Raw genomic sequence first — 23,431 nt, 5'->3', positions numbered from 1 at the left:
CCCGGTCATGAACCGCCCGGCACGTCGCGCAGCGCGTGGTGATCGAGGTCGCCGACGGCGGTGTGCCCGGTGAGTCCGAGGGTGATGTCGAGTTCGGCGAGGATATTGCGCACCACCTCGCGCACCCCCTCTTCGCCGGCCACCGCGAGACCGTATGCGTACGGGCGACCCAGGGCGACGGCATCCGCACCGAGCGCGAGGGCGATCGCGACGTCGGAGCCCTGGCGCACGCCCGAGTCGAACACGACCGGCACGCGTCCGGCGATGCGCTCGGCGATCGTCGGCAGCACGTCGAGCGTGGGCACCGACTGGTCGAGCTGGCGTCCGCCGTGGTTCGAGATCCACACGCCGTCGACGCCGACATCGAGCGCGCGGATGGCGTCGTCGGGGTGCACGATGCCCTTCAGGATGATCGGCAGCGTCGTCCATTCCCGGGCCCGCGCGAGGTCGTCCCACGTCAGCGCCGGGGTCGAGAACACGTCGAGGAAGGTCTCGACCGCCGCCCGCGGCAGCGGCGAGCGCAGGTTGTCGCGGATGCTGCCCGACCCGGTCACCGCACCGGCCCGTCGGGCGATCGTGAGACCCGCGGCGACCGTCTTGGGCGTCAGCCGCACCGGCGGGGCCGCAGGGGCTGCGGCATCCGGCCCGCGCCGAACGCGGTCGCGCACGAGCTGCTGGAACACGGGGTCGCTCGTGTACTGGGCGATGCCGAGCCCGCGCGTGAAGGGCAGGTAGGCGAGGTCGAGATCACGCGTGCGCCAGCCGAGCAGGTGCGTGTCGAGCGTCACGACGATCGCTTCGCAGCCGGATGCCTCGGCCCGCCGCAGCAGCGAGGCGTTCAGTTCGTCCGAAGCCGACCAGTACAGCTGGAACAGCCGCGAGCCGCCGGGAGCCGCGGCCGCCACGTCCTCCATGGCGACGGAGGCCTGATTCGACAGGGTGTACGGCACGCCGAGTGCTGCGGCCGCACGCGCGACGGCCAGGTCGGCGTCGCGGTGGGCGAGCTCCATGACCCCCAGCGGGGCGAGCAGCAGCGGCGAAGGCCGATCCACACCCAGGAACGTCGTCGACAGATCGCGAGTGGAGACGTCGCGCAGGGGCCGCGGCCACAGCTGCCGGCGTCCGAACGCGGCCCGGTTGGCATCGACGGTGCGCTCGGCGCCCGCGCCTCCTGCGATGTATGCGAACGCCTCAGCGCTCATCGCAGAGCGGGCGGCGGCCTCGAGCGCATCACCGGCGACCGGGACGCGCGGCGTCGACCCGCTGATGCCCGCGCGGTAGATGTCGGATTGCGCCCGCCGCGAGATGCCGCGGGCGGCGGCGGGATCGGATGGATCTGCACTGCTCGGGGTCATGTCGGCCAGCCTACGGGCGACCCGGACGGTGGGGCGGCTCGGGGTGCCTGCTCTCAGCGACCGAAGCCGCACCAGGCGGCGACCCAGCTGAGGATGCGCCCGCGCATGTCCTCGCCGACGAAGCGCTCGATCTCTCCCGCCTCGCCGCCGACCACGATGCGCACGTCGAAGATCGTGCCGCGCTTGTCCTCCTGCACCGCATGCGGGTCGCAGCGGAACGGCACCAACGGCAGATCGACGACGATCGGGGTCGTGTCGCCGACGGCGGCGTCGACATCGACGGGGAATGCCCCGTCGACGGTCTCGGCGTCGAAGCCGATCAGGTTCGTGCTCTGCACACCGACGATCGTCGCCGCTGCGGCGCCCGTCGGTGTGATCGTGAGTTCGAGTCGGGCGGGTTCGCCCGGAGCACCCGGCTCGAAGTCGGTGAACGAGACATCGGCGGCCTCGGCGAGGGCCTGTGCGCGGCATTCGCGCTCGTGCAGCGGCGCGAGGAAGCCGAGCGCGACCGCGGCGGGCGCCTCCACCTCGGTCACGGCGCCATCCCCGTCGAGCAGTTCGAGCACGACGATCGGGGCGGCATCGGCCGGCGCGGGGCAGGAGACTCCGGGCAGCTGCACCCGGATGTCGACCACGCCTCCCGGCGCGACGCGGCTGGTGCGGTCGGCCACCACCCGCGCGGCGGGCCCGTCGAGACGAGGGTCCTCGACGCGCACCGCGCCGACGACGAGGGTGTCGGGGGTGTCGTTGACGACGTGCACCTGCGCCTGCCGCGGTGCGACGTCGGCCCGCAGCTGAAGGAGTGACACCTCCAGCCCGTCGGGCGCCAGCGCGGGGTGTGCAGACTCCCGACCGCTCGGGTCGGCGTCGGGCGCCGCGGTGCAGCCGGCCAGCAGGAAGGCTCCGGCGACGAGCGCCGCGATCCCCGCTCGGCCGGCGCGGGTCATCGCCGCAACTCGACGCGTTCGACCGTGACGTCGTCGAGCGCGACACGGTCGATCTCGATGCCGAGCCCCGGCCCGGTCGGCACCCGCACGTGGCCGTCCTCGACCACGATCGGGTCGGTCACGATGTCGCGCGTGTAGAACCGCGACGACGCCGAGACGTCACCGGGCAGGGTGAAGCCCTCCAGAGCGGCGAGCGCGGCGTTGGCGGCACGGCCGATGCCGGTCTCGAGCATCCCGCCGCACCACACCGGCACCCCGGCGTCCCGGCACAGGTCATGGATGCGCACGGCTTCGAGATAGCCGCCGACGCGGCCCGCCTTGATGTTGATGACGGACGCCGCTGCGAGCGCGAGCGCATCGGCGGCGGCCTTGCGCGAGGTCACCGACTCGTCGAGGCACACCGGGGTGCGCAGGTGCCGGGCGAGCGCGGCGTGGTCGACCAGGTCGTCCTCTTGCAACGGCTGCTCGATGAGCAGCAGATCGAAGCGGTCGAGCTCGGCCAGCGTATCGACGTCGGCGAGCGTGTACGCCGAGTTCGCATCCACCTGGAGCGGAATCGCGCCGAAGGCATCGCGCACCGCCGCCGTGTCGGCCACGTCGCGGCCCGGCTTGATCTTGATCTTGATCCGGACGTACCCCTCATCGAGGTAGCCCCCGACGGCATCGACGAGCGCGGCGGGGTCGCGTTGGATCCCCACCGACACTCCGGACGGGATGCGGTCGCGCACGGCGCCGAGGTACTCGCCGAGCGGACGTCCTTCGGAGCGCAGCGACGCATCGAGCACCGCCAGTTCGAGGCCGGCCTTGACCATGCGGTGGCCGATGAACGGCTCGAGTACGGTCGCGGCCTCTTCCGGAGCCAGAGTGCCGCGCTCGAGCAGGGCGGGGATGAGCCAGCGCTGCGCGACGTCCCACGCACCCTGCGTGTACTCGCTCGAGTACAGCGGCGCGGGCATCGTGACGATCTCGCCCCAGCCGTCGCCGTCGGGCGTGAGCGCCCGGGCGACGATCACCTCGCGCACCGTCTCGGTGCCGAACGAGGTCGTGAACGGCGACACGAGGGGCAGGTGCAGCACCCGCAGCTCGACGCCGTCGAGGGACACGGGTGCGGCGGGGGCGCGCGTGGTCATGGGCCCAGGCTACGCGCGCCGCGCGGTCTCAGGCGAAGGGCGCCGCGCCGACCTCACCGGGTCGCTTCGGCCGCAGCGCCCCGGGCGCGGGCCACGGCAGCTCGTAGCGGGTCACGGGGGCGTCGATCGCGCCGAAGTCGTCGGTGTGCACGACGACGCGACCCGGAGCCTGCTCGCCGGGCGGCACCACCTCGGCGATCTTCACCCGCACCGCGTCGGCGCCGTCGAGCTCGAGCATCCACGGCTCGGCGAGCCACGCGAGGCCGGATGCCTCGAGCGCCTCTTCGGCATCGAGCCAGTCGCCCGCGTCGGATGCCGCACGACCCAGCAGGTCGACGGCGACCCAGTCCTCGCCGTCGGGACGGATCCACCCCAGCAGCTCGCCGTCCTCACGGCGGTGCGGGGTCCAGTCGGTGGTGGTCACCCCGACACGGTAGCCGATGCCGGTGCGCGTCAGCCCTCGACGAGCAGGTAGCCGCGCAGATCATCGAAGCCGCCGATACGGCGCCCCCGGGAGAGCTCGCTCAGGATGCCGTCGCGCACGCGCACGCGCCAGGCGCGGGCCTGGTCGAGGTCGCGGCGGCGCACCTGTTCGATGTCGGGCGGCACGGCGACGGCGGCGACGACACGATCGGCTGGTGGTGTCGGCACAGGCGGTGACGCGAGTGCCCACGACACCATGATGCGGTCGGTCTCGTCGCCGCGGTTGACGCCGTCGTCCATGGGTCCGTAGTGGTCGACGAGGTACTCGGTCACCTCGCAGCCCAGCACACGCAGGTTGAAGTGGGCGTTGCGGGCGACCAGCGGGTCGAAGGTCCACGTGATGTGACCGACGTCACGGGCGAGGGCCCACTCGCGCTGATGGCGCTTGAGAAGGCGGCCCAGACCCCGGCTGCGGAATCCGGGAAGCACACCGGTGATGTGGCTGTGCATCGATCGCCGGGCGGGCGCGGCGAAGAAAGCGACCGATGCGCCGATCATGCGGTCGCTGTCGTACAGGCCGACGGCGTAGTTGCCCGAGTGCGCGATCGCGCGCAGCAGATTGGGCGGCATCCCCGATCGATCGCCGCCCCACACCTCGGCGAGAACCTCCGAGGCGCGGAAGACCTCGTCCACCGTCTCGAGCTCGCGGATCTCGACGTCCGGAGGTGAGGGCTGGTGCGGGTCGACCATGGCTCACACCCTAACGCCGGCGACGCCCCGACACCGCGGTCACGCGTGGTCGTCGGCGGTGACGTGGCCACCGGTGAAGACGTGCTCGGCGAACAGCCCCGGCCACGCCATGACGCCGTACGGTGTGCGGGCGACGACCAGCCGCGCCTGCGGCATGAGCTGCTCGAGCTTGGTCGCGGTGCGCAGCGGATGCGACGGATCGCCGGTCCACGCGAGGATCAGGGTCGGCACGTCGATCGTCTCGATGGCCTCACGCGAGGGGAAGTCGGTGGCCGCCGCCCCCCGGAGGATCGTCGGCAGCAGCTCCTCGTCGACGGCGGGGCGCGTCTCGGGCGCGTCGGCGAGCGCGGGCGGCACCGGCGTCGTGGTCCCCAGCTCGACGAACGCGGCGATGCCCCTCTTCTCGATGAGCTTGGCGTTCGCGCGGTAGGTGTCGGCCTGCGCGCGGCGGCTGCCCCACGCCGTGGGCGGTACGACGAGGGTGAGCGTCTCGAATCGGCCCGGCTCGCGCGTCGCGGCATGCAGCAGAGTGCCGGTGCCCATCGACGGTCCGATGCCGTGCACGCGCTCTCCCGGCGCGATCGCGTCGAGAGCGGTCAGCAGGTCGTCGGCGAGGCGATCCCATCCGTAGGAGCTCTCGTCGCGCGACCCGGTCGACCCGCCGTGGCCGCGCGCGTCGAGGCGCAGGATGCGGTGGTCGCGCAACGCGCGCCCCAGGTCGAGTCCGAGGTGGGCGTCGCGCGTGCGACTCGACATCAGTCCGTGCAGCTGCACGACCAGCGGGCCGGCGTCGCCGATGATCTCGTAGTCCAGCGTCGCGTCGTCGACCTCGAGGGTGGGCACGTCCGCTCCCGTCGTCCGAATCCGAAATGAGGTGTCGCACAGGTGAAATACCGGACCCTTAGACTACGACGCCATGCGCCTGACGAATGTCACCCGGCTGTCGCTCCCGAACGGCAGCCTTTCGAGCCTCAGGGTGGAGATGCGCGTGCGCGCGGACAGCCCGCTGCCGGTGTCGTTCGACCAGCGTCGACATGTCGAGCTCGGCGACCGTCCGGGATCGTGGATGGCCATCTCGTTCCGCCTGCCCGACGGCACGTCACCCACGGTGCTCGAGGCCGCGTGGCTGCACGTGGTCGGCCGCCACGGCACCCTGCGGACCGTGTTCAGCGAAACCCCCGCCGGTCCGCAGCTGCACAGCGCCGAGGTGACCGGCGCCGAGTGGGTGCGGCATCCGCTGCCCGAAGGCACCCCGGCGCGCGACGGCGTCCGCGCCGTCTTCGACCGCGAGTGCCGCCCCTACGCGGCGCCGTCGCATCGGGTGTGCCTGCTCGAACCCGATCCGAGCGAGCCCGACGGCCGTCCGATCGCGATCATCGGGGCCGACCACGCCCACGTCGACATGTGGTCGTTGCTCGTGCTCGCACGTGATCTGCTGGCGCACGTGGAGGGCGTGCCCCTGGACGGGCCCGTCGAGGCGTTCGCCGTGCACACCGCACTGCTGGAGGGGATGCCGCCCGCCCCCGCCGACGTGCGTGACGAGTGGGCTCACCTGCTCGCCGAGGAGCCCGCGCTCCTGCCGACCTTCCCGCTCCCGCTCGGCAATCTCTCCGAGCCCCGACCCGAGGTCGTCACCGTGCAGGATGTGCTCGACTCGGACGCCTTCGCACGGCTCAACGACCACGCCGACGCGCAGCGGGTGCGCATCACCTCGCTCGCGATCGGCCTGATGGCCGAGGTGACGCGACAGCTCGCCGGCACCCGCCTGCGCGCCGTGTTCCCGGTGCACAGCCGCTTCGAGACCCGCTGGCACGGCGCCGTGGGCTGGTTCATCACGAACTCGGTGCTCACGTGCGACGAGCCTGACCCGCGTGCGGGCGCCGCGGCCGTCAAGCAGGCACTGCGGCTCGGCTCGTACCCGCTGGCACCGGTCTTCGCACCGCACGGGGGGATGCCGGCGCCGCCGGGCATGTTCGCGCTGTCGTGGCTCGACACCCGACGAATCCCCGTCGACCTGCCCGCCGAGGCGGGCGGACAGTGGATCTCGGCGGCGATCCGCACCGACGGCGTGATGATCTGGTTCGTGGTCAACGACGACGGGCTGCACCTGCGGTCGCGGCATCCCGACACCCCCGAGGCCCATGCGAGCGTGAGCCGCTGGGTGGATGCGGTCGCGCGCGCGTTCCAAGACGCCGCCCGGCGGCCCGTGCCGGTTGCGGCGCCGATAGCCTGACCTGATGGGTGGACGCGGCGACGAGGATCGGCGCCGCCTGACCCGGATGCCCTCGCAGGGGGCGATCGTCGCCGTGCTGGCGACGGCGGGTCTGTGCGCGTCGTTCATGTTCACACTCGTCGTGCCGATCCAGTCCGAGCTGCCCGAACTGCTGGACGCCTCACGCGAGGACACCGCATGGGTCGTCACCGCCACGCTGCTCGCCTCGGCGATCTTCACGCCGATCTCGGGGCGTCTGGGCGACCTCTACGGCAAGCGGCGCATCGTGCTCGTGCTGCTGCTCACCCTCGTCGCGGGCTCGGTCATCGCCGCCCTGTCGCCCGGCATCGTCGGGGTCGTGGTCGGCCGCGCACTGCAGGGCGCGGCGATGGGCGTCGTGCCGCTGAGCATCTCGATCCTTCGCGACGTGCTGCACGAGAATCGCGTCGACACCGCGATCGCGCTCATCTCGGCCACTCTCGGTGTCGGGGGCGCGATCGGACTGCCGATCAGCGCCCTGGTCACGCAGTACCTCGAGTGGCATGTGCTGTTCTGGGTCGCCGCGGGCCTCGGCGCCATCGTCTTCGCGCTCGTGCTGTGGATCGTGCCGGTCAGCGTGCTGCGCGCGCCCGGCCGCTTCGACTACGTCGGCGCGGTCGCGCTCGCGGTCGGCCTGCTCGGCATCCTGCTCGCGATCTCGCGCGGCAACGAGTGGGGATGGACCTCGCCCGCCGTGCTCGCACTCGGGCTCGGCGGCATCGTGGTGCTGCTGGTGTGGGGCTGGTACGAGCTGCGCATCGACGCCCCCCTCCTCGACCTGCGGGTGGCCGCACGGCGCCCGGTGCTGCTCACCAACATCGCCTCGGTCGCGATGGGCTTCGCGCTGTTCGCCTCGAACGTCATCTATCCGCAGCTGCTCGAACTGCCGGTCGGCACCGGCGCCGGGCTCGGCCTGTCGCTGCTCGCGGCCAGCCTCGTCGTGATGCCGGCGGGTCTGGTGATGATGGTGCTCTCGCCGGTCGCCGGTCGCCTCGCCCACCGCATCGGCCCGCAGCGCCTGCTCGCGCTCGGCGCCGTCGCGCTCATCGTGGCGTATGCCTTCACGCTGCTGTGGTCGAGCGAGGTGTGGCACATCTTCGTGGCGAACCTGTTCGTCGGCGTCGGCATCGGGCTCGGCTATGCGGCCATGCCCATGCTCATCATGCGGTCGGTGCCTCGATCCGAGACGGGCGCGTCGAACGGCCTGAACGCCCTGTTCCGCTCGCTGGGCACCAGCACCGCCGCCGCCGTGATCGGCGCCGTGCTGGCAGCCATGTCGTTCGACCAGGACGGCGTGCAGGTCCCCGCACCGGCGGCCTTCCAGGTGTCGTTCGCGCTCGGGCTCGCCGCCGCCGCAATCGCCTTGGTGACGGCACTGTTCATCCCCGCGCGTCCGGCACCGCAGGAGCGGCATCCGTCACTGCCCGACTGACCCGCCCTGTCGCGCATCCGCCCTCCGCGCTAGCGTGAGCGCATGACGGCCGACGAGCGCGACCAGTCCCCCGAGCAGGTGCCGGTCGGGCCGCCCGACGGTGCCACCGCCGCCGGCGAGACGACGACGAAGGACGCCGCCGAAGCGGCGTCCGAGAGCGGAACGGACGCGGCGGGCACGAGCGGCCCGGGCGACTCGGACACGCGGTTCTTCGGGCAGCCGTGGGCGCTGGCGCACATCTTCGGCGTCGAGATGTGGGAGCGGTTCAGCTTCTACGGCATGCAGGGAATCCTGCTCATCTACATGTACTACTCGGTCGCCGAGGGCGGCCTGGGGATCGACGAGAGCGTCGCCACCGGCATCGTCGGCGCATACGGCGGCTCGGTGTATCTCTCGACGATCCTGGGGGCGTGGATCGCCGACCGGATGCTCGGATCCGAGCGCGTGCTCTTCATCAGCGCGTGGGTGATCATGGCCGGTCACATCGCGCTGGCGCTGCTGCCCGGTGTGTGGGGACTCGGCGCGGGCCTGATCCTCGTCGCAGTGGGATCGGGCGGCCTCAAGGCGAACGCGACCTCGGTGGTGGGCACCCTCTACCGCCCCGACGACCCCCGCCGCGACGCGGGCTTCTCGCTGTTCTATCTCGGCATCAACCTCGGGGCCTTCTTCGGACCGCTGCTGACCGGGCTGCTGCAGACCACGATGGGATTCCACTGGGGGTTCGGCCTGGCCGCGGTGGGCATGGGCCTGGGGCTGCTGCAATACTCGTTCGGCCGCACGTCGCTGCCTGCAGCCTCGCGCATCGTGCCCAACCCGCTGCCGAAGAACCGCTATCCGCTGTTCTGGGGCATCGCCGCGGCATCCATCGTGGTCGTCGTGGTCTCGGTGCTGATCGGGGTGGTGCGCGCCGACAATCTCGCCGTGGTCGTCATCATCGGCACGGTGGTCGCCGCGGTCGCCTATTTCGCGGTGATCCTCACCTCGAAGCTCGTCGACTCGACCGAGCGCTCGCGCGTGTTCGGCTTCATCCCGCTGTTCATCGTCAGCGTCGGGTTCTGGTCGCTGTATCAGCAGCAGTTCACGGTTCTGACGATCTACTCCGACAAGCAGCTGAATCGCACGATCTTCGGCTGGGAGATGCCGGTGTCGTGGGTGCAGTCGATCAATCCGGTGTTCATCATCATCCTGTCGGGCGTCTTCGCGGCGATCTGGACGAAGATGGGCAGCCGTCAGCCGTCGACTCCGGTGAAGTTCGGTCTCGCATCGATCGTCATGGGCATCGCGTTCCTGTTGTTCCTGCCGTGGGCGGGGTCGGGGCCGAACGGCACTCCCCTGCTGGCGATCGTGCTGATCCTGTTCGTCTTCACCGTCGCCGAACTGCTGCTCTCGCCGGTGGGCCTGTCCGTGGCCACGAAGCTGGCGCCGCACAAGTACACGACGCAGATGGTGGCGCTGTTCTTCCTGTCGGTCGCGCTCGGCACCGCGATCGCCGGATGGCTCGCACAGTTCTACAACCCCGACGATGAGGTGCCGTACTTCACGTTCCTCGGCGCGCTGGCGATCGTGATCGGCCTCGCGATGCTCGCCGCCGTCAAGCCGGTGCTGAAGCTCATGAAGGGTGTGCGGTAGCCGCTGCCTCGGAGGTGCGCGCCGGTCAGCGCTCCAACACCACGGCGAGGCCCTGGCCCACGCCGATGCAGATCGCGGCGACCGCGACTCCCCCGCCCCGGCGGGCCAGCTCGTGCGCGGCATGGCCGATGATGCGGCCACCGGATGCTCCGAGCGGATGCCCGATCGCGAGCGCGCCGCCGTGGATGTTGAGCGTGTCCGGGTCGAGGTCGGGCCAGCCACGCAGGCACGCGATGGACTGCGATGCGAACGCCTCGTTGAGCTCCACGAGATCGACGTCGGCCCACGTGCGCCCGGCCCGGGCCAGCGCTGTGTTCGCGGCCTCGATCGGCGCGATCGGAAAGACGTCGGGGTCGACGCCGTGGCTGCCGCGTCCGGTGATGCGCGCCAGCGGTTCGGCGTCGATCGCGCCTTCGGCGCCCAGCAGCACCGCCGAGGCGCCGTCGTTGATCGGCGACGAGTTGCCGGCTGTGACCGACCCGGCGTCGTCGTTCGCGAACAGTGCCGGCAGGCCCGCGAGCTTCTCGAGCGAGGAGTCGGGACGGATGCCCTCGTCGCGGGCGAGGTCGACGCCGTCCACCGTCACGACCTCGCGGTCGTAGACGCCGGCGTCCCACGCCTGCGCCGCCAGGCGGTGCGAACGCACGGCGAACTCGTCCTGCTCCCGCCGGGAGATGCCCCACTCGCGCGCGATCTTCTCGGCGGACTCGCCGTTGGAGATCGTCCATTCCTTCGGCAGGCGACGGTTCACCATCCGCCAGCCGATCGCGGTGTTCCACAGCGTCTGGTTGCCGACCGCGGGGAACGGCCGCGCAGACTTCTCGATGACGTATGGCGCGCGGCTCATCGACTCGACGCCGCCGGCGAGCACGATGTCGGCGTCGCCGACCTCGATCGCGCGCGAGCCCTGGACGACCGCCTCGACCGACGACGCGCACAGCCGGTTCACCGTGACGCCGGTCACGGTCGTGGGGAATCCTGCCAGCAGCGCCCCCATTCGTGCGACGTTGCGATTGTCCTCGCCGGCCTGGTTGGCGTCGCCGAAGATCACGTCGTCGATGCGGGCGGGGTCCAGCCCCGTTCGCTCGATCGTCGCACGCATCACGGTCGCGGCGAGGTCGTCCGGACGGATGCCGCTGAGCGCGCCGCCGGCCCTGCCGAACGGTGTGCGCACGGCGTCGTAGATGTACGTCTGCATGACGGCATCCTCTCGCGCCGCGTCGGCGAACGCGAGCGACGCGGGCGCGTCAGGCCTTCGTCGAGAACGCCGAGTCGAACGACGCGCCGGGCGGAGTGATCTCGTTGAGAGCGCGGACGAACCCGACGGCCTCCTTCGCACCGATCAGGCGGTCCATTCCGGCGTCCTCCCACTCGACGCTCGTGGGACCCTCGTAGCCGATCGCGTTGAGTGCGCGGAACAGCGGCTCCCAGCGCACGGCGCCGTGCCCGGTCGACACGAAGGTCCACCCTCGCCGCGGGTTGGCCCACGGCAGATGGGAGCCGAGCACGCCGTTTCGGCCGTCGAGGTTGGTGATCGACTCCTTCACGTGCACGTGGAAGATGTGGTCGGCGAAGTCGAGCACGAACGCGACGTAGTCCAGCTGCTGCCACACGAAGTGCGACGGGTCGAAGTTGAAGCCGAACACGCCGGGTCGGTCGATCGCCTCGAGCGTCGCCTTCGCGGTCCAGTAGTCGTACGCGATCTCGCTCGGGTGCACCTCGAGGCCGAACCGCACACCCTGCTCCTCGAAGACGTCGAGGATCGGGTTCCAGCGGTCGGCGAAGTCTCGGTAGCCGGCGGCGATGAACTCGTCGGAGGCCGGCGGGAACATCGCGACGGCCTTCCAGATCGACGAGCCCGTGAAGCCGTTCACCTGGGTCACGCCGAGCTTGGCGGCCATGCGGGCGGTGTCCTTCATGTCTTCCGCGGCGCGCTGCCGAACGCCCTCGGCATCACCGTCGCCCCACACCCGGTCGGAGAGGATGTCGCGATGCCGCGCATCGATCGGGTCGTCGCAGACGGCCTGGCCGGTGAGGTGGTTCGAGATGGCCCAGACCTTGAGCCCGTTGCGCTCGAGGATGTCCTTGCGGGACTGCACATAGTCGGCGTCGTCCCAGCGCGACACATCGAGGTGATCGCCCCAGCAGGCGATCTCCAATCCGTCGTAGCCCCACTCGCCCGCGAGGCGTGCGACCTCCTCGAACGGCAGGTCGGCCCACTGGCCGGTGAACAAGGTGATCGGGCGTGGCATTGTCGTGTCTCCTTCGTCGATGACGTCAGTTCAGTTGGTCTCGGTCCACACCGAGCCCGCCTCGGAGCTGCGCTCGACCGCGTCGAGCACGCGCTGCACCGAGAGACCTTCGGCGAACGTCGGGTGGGGGTCGGTGCCCTCCGCGATGGCGGTGACCAGGTCGACGACCTGGTGCACGAAGCCGTGCTCGTAGCCGAGCATGTGACCGGGCGGCCACCACGAGGCGACGTACGGATGCGCCGCCTCCGTCGCGAAGATCTTGGTGAAGCCCTGTCGGTCGTGGGCAGCGGTGCGGTCGTAGTAGTGCAGGGCGTTGAGGTCTTCGAGGTCGAACGCGAGTGCGCCCTTGTCGCCGGAGACCTCCACGGTGAGTCCGTTCTTGCGGCCGGTGGCGAAGCGAGTGGCCTCGAAGGAAGCGAGTGCGCCGTTGGACAGACGACCGGTGAAGACCGCGACGTCGTCGACCGTCACCGCGCCCATGCCCTCGGCGGCGGTGCCCGACAGTCCCGATCCGGATCCCAGCAGCGGCCGTTCCTTGACGATCGTCTCCATGGTCCCTGAGACCGCATCGACGCTGAGACCGGTGACGAACTGCGTCATGTCGATGATGTGGGCGCCGATGTCACCGAGCGCGCCCGATCCGGCGTGCTCCTTCTGCAGCCGCCACGCGAGCGGCATCTGCGGGTCGACGAGCCAGTCCTGCCGATACGCTGCGCGCACCTGCTGCACCGTGCCCACGACGCCCTCGGCGATGAGGTCGCGCATGAGCGTGACCGCCGGCACGCGGCGATAGGTGAACCCGACCATCGCGCGCCGACCGTTCGCGGCGGCACGCTCGGCGGCGGCGAGCATCGCCTCGGCCTCCGCCACCGTGTTGGCCAGCGGCTTCTCGCACAGCACATGCTTGCCGGCTTCGAGTGCGGCGATGGTGATCTCGGCGTGCGAGTCACCGGGGGTGACGACGTCGACGATGTCGATGTCGTCACGCGCGATCACCTCACGCCAGTCGGTGGCCGACTCGGCCCAGCCCCACTTGGCTGCGGCATCCGCCACGGCCTCCGCGTTTCGGCCCACCACGACCGCCATCTCGACATCGGCCGGCAGGTCGAACACGCGCGGCGCCTGCCGCCAGCCCACCGAGTGAGCGGCTCCCATGAAGCCGTAGCCGATCATCGCCACCCGCAGGCGCCGGGGCTCATCCGCTGCGCTGAGCTCGTCGGTCACGTGGGTTCCTTTCTTCATGCGACCCATCGTCGCGTACTCCATGGACGGGGGCGCCCGCGCCGCGGCGCGGGCGCCCCGTCCGTGTTCTCAGGATGTGAAGGCGAGGTCGATGTACTCGTCGACGTTCTCCTGGGTCACGACCGGCGCGTCGAGCACGATGCGGTTCGGCACGCTCGGCGTGATGAGGTCGCTCATCGTCTTGCCCTGGGCGATCAGGCGTGCGAGCGCGATGCCGTCTGCGGCCTGCGTCGACGGGTAGATGACCGTGGCCTTGAGCACCGAGTCGTCGGCGGCGATGGCGTCCATCGCATTCTTCGAGCCGGCGCCGCCCATCATGATGAACTCGTCGCGACCGGCGGCGTTGATGGCCGCCAGCACACCGACGCCCTGGTCATCGTCGTGGTTCCAGATCGCATCGATCTGCGGGTTGGCGGCCAGCAGCTGCGACGTGACCGCCTCGCCGCCGGCGACCGTGAAGTCGGCCGCAACGCGCGCGTTCACCTCGAGGCCGCAGTCGCTCAGCGCATCTGCGAAGCCCTGCGAGCGGTCCTGCGTGAGCGGCAGCGAGTCGATGCCGGCGATCTCGGCGACGAAGCCCTCGCCGCCCAGTTCCTCGCAGATGTAGTGGCCGGCCGAGACGCCCATGCCGTAGTTGTCGCCCAGGATCGTGGTGCGGGCGGCGAACGGGCTCGAGAACTCGCGGTCGACGTTGATCACCGGGATGCCGGCGTCCATCGCCTTGATCGCGACTTCGGTGAGGGCGGCGCCGTCGGTCGGCAGCAGCACGATCGCGTCGACACCCTCGTTGATGAAGGTCTCGACGGCCGCGATCTGCGCGTTGGCGTCGTTGGTGCCCTCGGCGACCCGCAGCTCGACGTCGTCGAAGCTGTCGGCCGCGGCCTGGGCACCGGAGTTGATGGCGCCGAGCCAGCCGTGGTCGGCAGCCGGACCCGAGAAGCCGATGACGACGGTTTCGCCGGCCGAGGCGTTCTCGTCGCTGGTCGTGCCCTGATCGACGACGCTGTCCTCGCCGCCGTCGTCCGCCGAACATCCGGCGAGCAGGCCGATGGTGGTCAGCGTTGCCGCGCCGGCCACCAGCGCGCGCAGTGCGAATGTGCGCTTGAGACTCATGTGTTCCTCCTTGAATGTGAGCAGGTCGCCCAGGCATGGGCATCCGGGTGCTCTCTGACCGCACACGAGGTGTCCACGCTGACGTGGGGGCAAAGGTAACAGAAGTAGTCACACATGCGCCAACTTTTGTTGTGAAGCCGGACGAAAGATGCGTTCAAGCCTGATTTTCTGCGGAATAACGCGGGGCGCTCGATGCCTTCTGCGTTGCAATCGACCATCAATGCACCGGGGCTGCGACGTGTTATGGTCCTGCTGTGATCAAAGTCGACCACCTTTCGTCTATGCCGCCCGAGGCCCCCCTCCTGCGAGTGACCGGGGCGACCAAGAGCTTCGCCGGCGTCCACGCGTTGCGCGGGGTCGATCTCGAGATCGCCGCCGGTGAGGTCCACTGCGTGCTCGGCCAGAACGGGGCGGGCAAGTCCACGCTGATCAAGATCCTCGCCGGTGTGCATCGCCCCGACGGCGGCACGATCACCTGGCTGGGCGAGGATGTCGAGATCCACGACCCCCAGGCGGCGATCGAGCTCGGCATCGCGACGATGTACCAGGAGCTCGATGTCGTGGACGGGCTCACCATCGCCGAGAACATCTTCCTCGGCCACGAGCTCGCGCGGGGCGGCTTCACGCGCCGCAGTGAGGCGACCGCACGCACCAAGGAGCTGCTGGCGCGCCTCGGTCACGGTTCACTCTCGCCCAACACCGAGGTCGGCCACCTCAGCGCCGCCAACAAGCAGATCGTGAGCATGGCCCGTGCGCTCTCGCACGACATCAGGCTCATCATCATGGACGAGCCCTCGGCAGTGCTCGACAGCGAGGAGGTCAAGAACCTCTTCGCCGTCGTGCGCGAGCTCACCTCCGCCGGCATCGCGGTCGTGTACATCACGCACCGGCTCGAGGAGATCCGCCAGATCGGCGACCGCATCACCGTCCTCAAGGACGGCCGCAGCACGGCCGTCGGACTCCCCGTCGCCGACACGCCCACCTCAGAGCTGATCAGGCGCATGACCGGTCGCGATGTCGAGAACGTCTTCCCGCCCGCAGTCCCGGTCGCCGACGATGCGTCGCTCATGCTCGAGGTCGAGGATCTCGCGTTGGAAGGCGTATTCGAAGACGTGTCGTTCTCGGTGCGGGCCGGAGAGATCGTCGGACTGGCCGGCCTGGTCGGCTCGGGCCGCTCTGAGATCCTCGAGACGGTCTTCGGCGCGCGCCCGCGCACCGGCGGCACTGTGCGCGTCGCCGGCTCGCCCCTTTCGCGCGGGTCTGTACCCCACGCCGTCGAGGCGGGCATCGGCCTGTCGCCCGAGGAGCGCAAGAGCCAGGGGCTGATCCTCGACGACCCCATCTACCAGAACGTCACGCTCTCGTCCTTCGAGCGCTTCGCGCGCGCCGGGTTCCTCAACGAACGCTCGGAGCGCGAGGCGGCCCGTGAGCAGATCACCGCGCTCGACCTGCGACCGCCCGACCCCGACCGCCCCGCCGCGACCCTCTCGGGCGGCAATCAGCAGAAGATCCTTCTGGCGCGCTGGCTCGTGCACGGCACCCGTGTGCTGCTGCTCGACGAACCCACCCGGGGTGTCGACGTCGGTGCCCGCACCGAGATCTATGCGCTCATCCGACGACTCGCAGCCGAAGGCAATGCGATCGTCATCGTCTCCAGCGAGATCGAGGAAGTGCTCGGCCTCGCCGACACCGTCCTCGTCATCGCCGACGGCCGCGTGCTGACCACCGTGCCGGCCGACCAGATCGACGAGCACGGCGTGCTCGACCTCGTCATGAAAGGAACCGCCGCGTGAGCGAGCAGACCAATCCCGGCGCCGACGTCGTCGACGCTCCGACCGATCCCTCGTCGGCGAGCCCGACGCCGAAGCAGCCGTCACTCGCGAGGCGGCTGTTCCGCGGTTCGGTCGGACGCAACCTCGGACTCATCGTCGCGCTGCTGCTCATCGTGGCGGTCGGCGCGGTCACCGCAGCCGACACGTTCATGAACGTCAACAACATGCTCGTGATCCTGCGGCAGGCCTCGATCATCGGTGTGATCAGCATCGGCATGACGTTCGTCATCATCTCGGGCGGCATCGACCTCTCCGTCGGCGCTGTGATGGGCCTCGCCTCGGTCGCCGCCACCCTCGACATCATGCAGACCGCCGTACGCAGCACGCACTGGATCATCATGGTGATCATCGCGCTCGCGGTGGGCCTGGCCGCCGGGCTCATCAACGGCATCGTGATCGCGTACGGCAAGGTGGTCGCCTTCATGGCGACGCTGGCGATGCTCGTCGCCGCGCGAGGACTCGCCGAGATCCTCGCCGAGAGGCGCACGCTCGTCATTCAGGACCGAGGCTTCATCACGTTCTTCAACGGAGACTTCCTGGGCGTGGACGTCCTGATCTGGATCTTCGCACTGGTGTCGCTCGGCGGGTGGGTCCTGCTGAACCGCACCACCTTCGGCCGTCGCACCGTCGCGATCGGCGGCAACCGCGAGGCCGCCCGGCTCGCGGGCATCAACGTCAAGCGGCACACCGTCTGGCTCTACGCCCTGGCAGGCCTGAGCGCCGGCATCGCCGCGGTCATGATCCTCGGCCGCACCACGGCGGGCACCTCGACGCACGGCCTGCTGTACGAGCTCGACGCGATCGCCGCGGTCGTCGTCGGCGGCACCCTCCTGGTCGGCGGGCGCGGCACGATCACCGGCACTGTGCTCGGCGTGCTGATCTTCGCGACGCTCTCCAACGTCTTCATCCAGAACAACCTCTCGTCGTCGGTGCAGGCCGTTGCCAAGGGCATCATCATCGTCATCGCGGTGCTGCTGCAGCAGCGCTTCGCCAAGCCGGCCGGCACGAGGTCGACCTGATGACGACCGGCTCCGCACGCCGTGATTGACTGAACCGTGGGCGACACCAATACCGACTCCGCCATCGGCAATTCCGGTGTGAGCGAGCTCTTCCAGCTGCTCCGCGACGGGAAGCCGCACACCCGGGCCGAGCTCGCGCGATCGACCGGCCTCGCACGCTCGACGATCGCCGCCCGTGTCGACGAGCTCATGCGCGTGGGACTCATCGCGCCCGCGGCCGACGCCGCCTCGACGGGCGGGCGGCCGCCGACGCAATTCGCGCTGAACGCGGGCGCGCGGGTCGTCGTCGCGGTCGACGTGGGCGCATCCCACGTCACCGTCGCCATCGCCGACCTCGGCGGCGTGATCCTCGCCGAGCGCTCCGAGCCGATGTCGATCACACTCGGCCCCGAGAACGTGCTCGGGTGGATGCTCGAGACGGCGGCGGCCCTCCTCGACGAAGCGGGCCGCGCGCGCGAAGACCTCGTCGCCATCGGCATCGGAGTGCCCGGCCCTGTCGAGTCCTCCACCGGCCAGCCGGTCAATCCACCCATCATGCCGGGATGGGATCGGTTCGACATCCCCGGCTGGGTCCAGCAGCACCTCGCCGTGCCGGTGCTCGTCGACAACGACGTGAACGTCATGGCTCTCGGCGAGCGCGCGACCGGCTGGCCGACGACCGACGACCTGCTGTTCGTCAAGGTCGCCACGGGTATCGGAGCCGGCGTCATCTCGAGCGGCACGCTGCTGCGCGGCGCCCAGGGCGTTGCCGGCGACATCGGCCACGTCCAGGTCGCGCGCGGCGCCGATGTGCCTTGTCACTGCGGCAACATGGGATGCCTCGAGGCCATCGCCTCGGGCCCCGCGATCGCGCAGGCGCTGCGGGCGCGGGGCGTCGAGGCGCAGACCAGCAGCGACGTCGTGGCGCTCGTCAAGCGCGGCAACGTGGATACCATCCAGGCGGTGCGCCAAGCGGGACGCGATATCGGCGAGGTGCTCACCACGTGCGTCAGCCTGATGAACCCGTCGGTCATCGCGTTGGGCGGATCGATGGCCCGCGCCGGGGAACATCTCATCGCCGGCATGCGCGAGGTGGTCTACACCCGCTCGATGCCGTTGGCGACCGGTCGACTTGCGATCGTGCAGTCCGCCGCCGCCGAGCGTGCGGGCGTCATCGGCGCGAGCATCCTCGCCCTCGAGCACGCGCTGTCACCGCAAGCCTTCCACTCGCTCGCAGGGCTCTGAGCGGCGGGGGCCCGGTACCTCGCCGGGTCATGCGCGCGAGTACGCTGGCAAGCTCTGAGGAGGTTTTCGGATGCCCCTTCCCACCGACGCCCTGCGCGACCACGCGTGCTTGACCGTGCACGGACCGGACCAGCCGGGACTCGTCGCAGCGGTCACGGGTCTGATCACCCGCAACGGCGCGAACATCGTCACCCTGGACCAGTACTCGGACAACCCGGAGGGCGGCGCGTTCTTCCAGCGGGTGGTGTTCCACCGCCCCGACCTGGCCGCCGCACTGCCCGACCTCGAGGCCGACATCGCCGCGACGCTCGAGCCGTACGGGATGCAGTGGCGGCTGACCGACCAATCGGTGCCCAAGCGGATGGCGATCCTCGCCTCGACGAGCGACCACTGCCTGCTCGAGCTGCTGTGGCGGCACCGGCGCGGCGAACTGCCCGTCACCATCCCGATGGTGATCTCGAACCACACCAACGTCGCCGAAGACGTCCGCTCGTTCGGCATCCCGTTCTTCCACGTGCCCTCGCAGGGGCCCGACAAGTCCGAGGCGGAGGCGAAGATCCTGCAGCTCGTCAAGGGCAACGTCGACTTCCTGGTCCTGGCGCGCTACATGCAGATCATCAGCGAGGGCTTCCTCGACGATGTCGACGTGCCGGTGATCAACATCCACCATTCGTTCCTGCCCGCCTTCATCGGCGCGGCCCCCTACCGCAAAGCCCACGAGCGCGGGGTCAAGCTCATCGGCGCCACCTCGCACTACGTGACCAAGGATCTCGACGAGGGGCCCATCATCGAGCAGGACGTCGCGCGCGTGAATCACACGATGACCGCCGCCGACCTCCAGGCCCACGGCGCGTACGTCGAACGGGCCGTCCTCGGCCGCGCCGTGCAGTGGCACGCCGAGGACCGCGTGATCCGCCACGGCAATCACACGATCGTCTTCACCGACCGACCGTAGGCCCACCGGCTCGCCGTCGTACGCCAGGCAGCACACCCGTCACAGCGGCTGCCGTCGGGCTGCGACGGCACAGCGACGCGGTCGGGTTCCCGCGGCTTCGACCGGGTATCCGTTCGCTATCTGTCGGGTGGAGCAGCGCGCGCGACCGTGACAGCGTGACCGGCATCCGATGGTCGGACGAGGAGGAGTGATCCATCATGCGCAAGCGAACGACCGGCCGGATCGCGGCCGCAGCCCTGTCGGCAGCAGCGCTGGCAGCAGGTGCCGCTCTTGCCGCAGCACCGGCCCACTCGGCGACCGATGTGCACACCGAAGACACCCGGTACGGGTTCGTCTACGACAACGTGGCGCTCGGAGACGGACAGCCTCCGTATCTGGTGATCGCGGGAGGCACGCTCGAGGAGTTCTGCGCCGGCGGCGACCCCTTCAACGCGTCCCCGGGATCCGCGGTCCTGCACGTGAAGGTCACCGGCGAACCCGGAGCCGACGGCGCACGACTGAGTGAGGCGTTCGTGACGCGCGGGCTCATCGAGCTGTATGCCAACGACGGTATGGGCGCCCCCGCGTATCTCGATCACCGGTGCGGGATCTGGGCGGAGACCGGCGTGCTGCCCGAGCCGTATGCCATCGGCGCGGGAACCGTGAAGTCGGGCACCGAGTTCAGCTGGGCTGGCGGCATCGCGTACGGCAGCACGTGGAACTCGGCGCGCGGGCCGCTGCGCACGGCCGACGGTGAGGTGCTGGTCGTCTGGGCCGACGCCCGGGTGACGCTGGCGCCCGAGTTCGTGCTCGACCACGTCGGCTTCCAGATCCGCAACCGCTGACCTCGCCGGGACTGGGGGGTGGATGCGTGTTCTGAGCGACCGGGAGCCGCTCAGAACACGTACTCCATCAGGTCGACGCCCAGCGTCCGGAACGCGTCGTGCGCACGCATCCGGTGCAGGATCGACAGGTCGTCGAAGCAGACGATGAGGGCGTAGGAGACCCCTGCGCGAGGCCCCGCGATGACACCGGCCTCGACGCGCACCCCGGCCTCGCGGCCCGTCTTGTTGATGAACAGCAGCCCATGATCGTCGTTGTCATGCGCGAACGGGTCGAGCCCGGTGGCGGATGCGACCAGCGACAGGTCGTGGTTGAGGCTGAGCCACTCGGCGACCTGCGCGCTCACCCCGGGCGAAACCGCGCGCGAGTTGACCAGCGACGCGAACAGCTCGGCGAGTTCGCGCGCGGAACCGACGGCGACGTGCGGCGCGTCGTCAGGGCCGCGCTCATCGCGGAAGCGATCCATGAGCGCGGACCGCGTCAGTCCCAGCTGTTCGATGCGCCGGCGCACGGCGGGCAGGCCGACGCGCTCGAGCAGCGCGTTCGTCGCGAGCGCGTCGCCGGTGGACGCCGCCAGGATCGCAAGATCGCTCAGCGGAAGCGCCGGCGCCGTCAGGTGCTGCCACACCCCGCCGAGACCGACCGCCGGCACCGTGCGTCTCTCGATGATCTCGAGCGGGTCGAGGGTTCCCGCCTCGAACGACGCGGCGAGTTCGACCAGCAGCGGAACGACCCCGAGGCCCGCGACGGGCAGTGTGACGAAGTCGTCGCCCGACAGCACAGCCGTACCCCGGTCGAGGTCGGTGATGCGCACCGAGATCTTCATGCCGGATGCGGCGAGCTGGTCGAGCGTGCTCAACGTCGATGTGAATGATCTGCGTCCGACCGCCGCCCTCCTCGGCGCTCGGCTGCTGCTGCTTCGTCGCGACCCCCGAAGCGACTCGGCTGCCCGTTTGGGCTCAGGCGACATGCCCACGAGAGGGCTTCCTTCCCGTGTCAGTGGATGGGGGGTGTGCGGGTCACCAGATCGACACGCGCTGGTCCGGCGCGAGCCAGAGCGCATCCGATTCGGTCACACCGAATGCATCGTAGAACGCATCGACGTTGCGCACGATCTGATTGCAGCGGAACTCGTTCGGCGAGTGCGGATCGATCGTCAGCAGACGGATCGTCTCGGCATCCCGTCCCTTCTGCTGCCAGATCTGGGCCCAGCTCAGCAGAAGTCGCTGGATGCCGGTGTAGCCGTCGATCTCGGGACCGGACGGAGCGTCGGCGGTGTCGCCGGTCACATCGGCGCCGGCGTTCAGCGAGAGCGCGTACGCCTTGATGGCGATGCCGAGCCCGCCGAGGTCGCCGATGTTCTCGCCGATGGTGAGCGATCCGTTCACCGTGTACTGCTCATCGAGACCCTCGGGTGTGAGTTCGTCGTACTGGGCGATGAGACTCTTGGTGCGCTCCTCGAATGCGGCCCGATCGTCGTCGGTCCACCAGTCGCGCAGCGACCCGTCGCCGTCGAAGCGGCTGCCCTGGTCGTCGAACCCGTGGCCGATCTCGTGGCCGATGACCGCGCCGATGCCGCCGTAGTTGGCGGCGGCATCGCGGTCGGCCTCGAAGAACGGGTACTGCAGGATCGCCGCGGGGAACACGATCTCGTTCATGAGCGGGTTGTAGTACGCGTTCACCGTCTGCGGCGTCATGTGCCACTCGTCGTGGTCGATCGGTCCGCCGAGCTTGCTCAGCTGCCGCTCGTGCTCCCACTCGTGGGCGCGACGCACGTTGCCGACGAGGTCGACGGGGTCGATCTCGAGCGACGAGTAGTCCTTCCACTTCTCGGGATAGCCGATCTTCGGCGTGAACGCGTCGAGCTTCGCGAGCGCCCGCTCACGCGTCTCGGGGCTCATCCACTCGAGCGCGGTGATGCTCTGGCGGTACGCCTCGATGAGATTCGCGACGAGCACGTCCATCTCGTCCTTGGCCGCCGGCGGGAAGTGGCGCTCGACATAGACCTTGCCCACCGCCTCGCCCATCGCGGCCTCGGCCAGGCTCACGCCGCGCTTCCACCGCTCGCGGTTCACCGGCACGCCGGTGAGGGCGGTGCCGTAGAACGCGAAGTTCTCGGTGACGAAGGCCTCGGACAGGAACGGCGCGTTGGCTCGCACGATGCGGTATCGCAGCCAGGCCTTCCAGTCCTCGAGCCGGTCTTCGGTGAGCAACGACCCGAGCCCCTCGGTGAAGCTCGGCTGGTACAGCACGACCTCGTCGAAGGCATCGGGGTGACCGGCCGCGACCGCGTCGCGCCAGGGCACGAGGTCGACGCCTGCGATCTCGACGAGTTCGTCCCACGTCTTGAGGTTGTAGGTGGCCACCGCGTCACGGCTGCGGACGTTGTCCCAGTGGTGCGCCGCCAATTCGGTCTCCAGCGCGACGATGCGGTCGGCGGATCCCGCCGGCTCGGCGACGCCCGCGAGTTCGAGCATCCGCTCGACGTGCGCGCGGAACGTGGTGCGCAGCTCGGCGAAGCTGTCGAGCCGGTAGTAGCTCTCGTCGGGCAGCGACAGTCCACCCTGCACGAAGAAGGTGACGTAGCGGGTCGGATCGCCGGGATCGTTCTCGACCGCGAGCGACGCGAAGCCCGAGAGGCCTCCGCGCTCGAGCTCGCCGACCGTGCGCAGCAATGCCGGGATCGACCGGACGGCGTCGACGAGACCGAGCGGGTCCTCGAGCGGTGCGGCGCCGAGCTTGTCGACGAGGTCGGTGTCCATGAAGCTCGTGTAGAGATCGCCCACCTTGCGCGCCTCGGTGCCGGGCGCCGCCGCCTGCGACTCCTCGACGATGGCGTGGACGTCCTTCTCGGCCTGTTCGGCGATCAGGTGGAACGAACCCCAACGGGCTTTGTCGTCGGGGATCGCGGTGCGTTCGATCCAGGCGCCGTTGACGTGGCGGAACAGATCGTCTTGTGGACGGATCTCGTCGCTGAGTTCCTCGAGCGCGAGACCGGAGCGGGGGGCGTCGGGCATGTCTCCCAGGATAGGCCGCGCGATCGACGCCGTGGGGC

20 protein-coding genes are annotated in these 23,431 nt (G+C 70.1%); 8 read left to right on the top strand and 12 right to left on the bottom strand.

Features of this window, described 5'->3' with window-relative positions:
- Window positions 1-5: 5 nt before the first annotated feature.
- Genes ABD663_RS11515 through ABD663_RS11490 form a run of 6 tightly spaced genes read right to left on the bottom strand, consistent with a single transcriptional unit; the run spans window position 6 to window position 5,448 of the window.
- A complete protein-coding gene (locus ABD663_RS11515) occupies window positions 6-1,355 on the bottom strand; it encodes an alpha-hydroxy-acid oxidizing protein (RefSeq protein WP_344738637.1) in 1,350 nt (449 codons plus the stop codon).
- 53 nt (window positions 1,356-1,408) lie between these two features.
- Window positions 1,409-2,302, bottom strand: coding sequence for a hypothetical protein (locus ABD663_RS11510; protein WP_344738635.1), 894 nt, complete (start codon window positions 2,300-2,302; stop codon window positions 1,409-1,411).
- On the bottom strand, window positions 2,299-3,432 hold the full coding sequence (gene menC, locus ABD663_RS11505; RefSeq protein WP_344738633.1) for an o-succinylbenzoate synthase: 1,134 nt from the start codon (window positions 3,430-3,432) through the stop codon (window positions 2,299-2,301). The genes ABD663_RS11510 and menC overlap by 4 nt, the downstream gene beginning before the upstream one ends.
- 28 nt (window positions 3,433-3,460) lie before the next feature.
- A complete protein-coding gene (locus ABD663_RS11500) occupies window positions 3,461-3,856 on the bottom strand; it encodes a hypothetical protein (protein WP_344738631.1) in 396 nt (131 codons plus the stop codon).
- Window positions 3,857-3,885: 29 nt separating this feature from the next.
- Window positions 3,886-4,605 (bottom strand): GNAT family N-acetyltransferase, encoded by a 720-nt coding sequence (locus tag ABD663_RS11495; protein WP_344738629.1) that lies wholly within the window; start codon window positions 4,603-4,605, stop codon window positions 3,886-3,888.
- A 39-nt stretch (window positions 4,606-4,644) separates the two neighbouring features.
- The gene (locus tag ABD663_RS11490) at window positions 4,645-5,448 is read right to left on the bottom strand and encodes an alpha/beta fold hydrolase (RefSeq protein WP_344738627.1); all 804 of its coding nucleotides are present in this window, start codon (window positions 5,446-5,448) and stop codon (window positions 4,645-4,647) included.
- Window positions 5,449-5,521: 73 nt separating this feature from the next.
- On the opposite strand from ABD663_RS11490, the gene ABD663_RS11485 reads away from it, so the two are divergent.
- From ABD663_RS11485 to ABD663_RS11475, 3 genes are read left to right on the top strand one after another with little or no spacing between them, the layout of a single operon-like run.
- Window positions 5,522-6,838 carry a peptide synthetase gene (locus ABD663_RS11485; protein WP_344738625.1) on the top strand — a complete coding sequence of 439 codons (1,317 nt, stop codon included), beginning with the start codon at window positions 5,522-5,524 and terminating at the stop codon, window positions 6,836-6,838.
- A 46-nt stretch (window positions 6,839-6,884) separates the two neighbouring features.
- The gene (locus ABD663_RS11480; RefSeq protein WP_344740225.1) at window positions 6,885-8,288 is read left to right on the top strand and encodes an MFS transporter; all 1,404 of its coding nucleotides are present in this window, start codon (window positions 6,885-6,887) and stop codon (window positions 8,286-8,288) included.
- Window positions 8,289-8,330: 42 nt separating this feature from the next.
- Window positions 8,331-9,917, top strand: coding sequence for a peptide MFS transporter (locus ABD663_RS11475; RefSeq protein WP_344738623.1), 1,587 nt, complete (start codon window positions 8,331-8,333; stop codon window positions 9,915-9,917).
- Between the two features lie 25 nt (window positions 9,918-9,942).
- Here the strand turns inward: ABD663_RS11475 and ABD663_RS11470 are convergent, their stop codons facing one another.
- From ABD663_RS11470 to ABD663_RS11455, 4 genes are all read right to left on the bottom strand, one after another.
- Window positions 9,943-11,115, bottom strand: a complete 1,173-nt coding sequence (locus ABD663_RS11470) for a thiolase family protein (RefSeq protein WP_344738621.1) — start codon at window positions 11,113-11,115, stop codon at window positions 9,943-9,945.
- A 49-nt stretch (window positions 11,116-11,164) separates the two neighbouring features.
- Complete coding sequence (locus ABD663_RS11465) at window positions 11,165-12,169, bottom strand: sugar phosphate isomerase/epimerase family protein (RefSeq protein WP_344738619.1); 1,005 nt, start codon at window positions 12,167-12,169, stop codon at window positions 11,165-11,167.
- Window positions 12,170-12,199: 30 nt separating this feature from the next.
- A complete protein-coding gene (locus ABD663_RS11460; protein ID WP_344740223.1) occupies window positions 12,200-13,342 on the bottom strand; it encodes a Gfo/Idh/MocA family protein in 1,143 nt (380 codons plus the stop codon).
- Window positions 13,343-13,480: 138 nt separating this feature from the next.
- Window positions 13,481-14,524: a substrate-binding domain-containing protein gene (locus ABD663_RS11455; protein WP_344738617.1), complete on the bottom strand. Its 1,044-nt coding sequence runs from the start codon at window positions 14,522-14,524 to the stop codon at window positions 13,481-13,483.
- 281 nt (window positions 14,525-14,805) lie between these two features.
- Here ABD663_RS11455 and ABD663_RS11450 point away from each other — a divergent pair, with 281 nt between their 5' ends.
- From ABD663_RS11450 to ABD663_RS11430, 5 genes are all read left to right on the top strand, one after another.
- Window positions 14,806-16,317 (top strand): sugar ABC transporter ATP-binding protein, encoded by a 1,512-nt coding sequence (locus tag ABD663_RS11450; protein WP_344738615.1) that lies wholly within the window; start codon window positions 14,806-14,808, stop codon window positions 16,315-16,317.
- Window positions 16,314-17,375 (top strand): ABC transporter permease, encoded by a 1,062-nt coding sequence (locus ABD663_RS11445; RefSeq protein ID WP_344738613.1) that lies wholly within the window; start codon window positions 16,314-16,316, stop codon window positions 17,373-17,375. The genes ABD663_RS11450 and ABD663_RS11445 overlap by 4 nt, the downstream gene beginning before the upstream one ends.
- A gap of 36 nt (window positions 17,376-17,411) precedes the next feature.
- On the top strand, window positions 17,412-18,599 hold the full coding sequence (locus ABD663_RS11440; protein ID WP_344738611.1) for an ROK family transcriptional regulator: 1,188 nt from the start codon (window positions 17,412-17,414) through the stop codon (window positions 18,597-18,599).
- Between the two features lie 70 nt (window positions 18,600-18,669).
- On the top strand, window positions 18,670-19,554 hold the full coding sequence (purU, locus tag ABD663_RS11435) for a formyltetrahydrofolate deformylase (protein ID WP_344738609.1): 885 nt from the start codon (window positions 18,670-18,672) through the stop codon (window positions 19,552-19,554).
- Window positions 19,555-19,751: 197 nt separating this feature from the next.
- The gene (locus ABD663_RS11430; RefSeq protein WP_344738607.1) at window positions 19,752-20,378 is read left to right on the top strand and encodes a hypothetical protein; all 627 of its coding nucleotides are present in this window, start codon (window positions 19,752-19,754) and stop codon (window positions 20,376-20,378) included.
- Between the two features lie 50 nt (window positions 20,379-20,428).
- On the opposite strand, the gene ABD663_RS11425 is transcribed toward ABD663_RS11430, so the two are convergent.
- Both ABD663_RS11425 and ABD663_RS11420 read right to left on the bottom strand, forming a co-directional pair.
- The gene (locus tag ABD663_RS11425; protein ID WP_425561798.1) at window positions 20,429-21,346 is read right to left on the bottom strand and encodes a serine hydrolase; all 918 of its coding nucleotides are present in this window, start codon (window positions 21,344-21,346) and stop codon (window positions 20,429-20,431) included.
- Window positions 21,347-21,395: 49 nt separating this feature from the next.
- Window positions 21,396-23,393 carry a M13 family metallopeptidase gene (locus tag ABD663_RS11420; protein WP_344738603.1) on the bottom strand — a complete coding sequence of 666 codons (1,998 nt, stop codon included), beginning with the start codon at window positions 23,391-23,393 and terminating at the stop codon, window positions 21,396-21,398.
- Window positions 23,394-23,431 lie beyond the last annotated feature (38 nt).

The sequence above is a fragment of the Microbacterium awajiense genome, assembly GCF_039536545.1.
Classification (GTDB): Bacteria; Actinomycetota; Actinomycetes; order Actinomycetales; family Microbacteriaceae; genus Microbacterium; species Microbacterium awajiense.
This window is presented reverse-complemented; position numbering and strand designations above follow the sequence as displayed.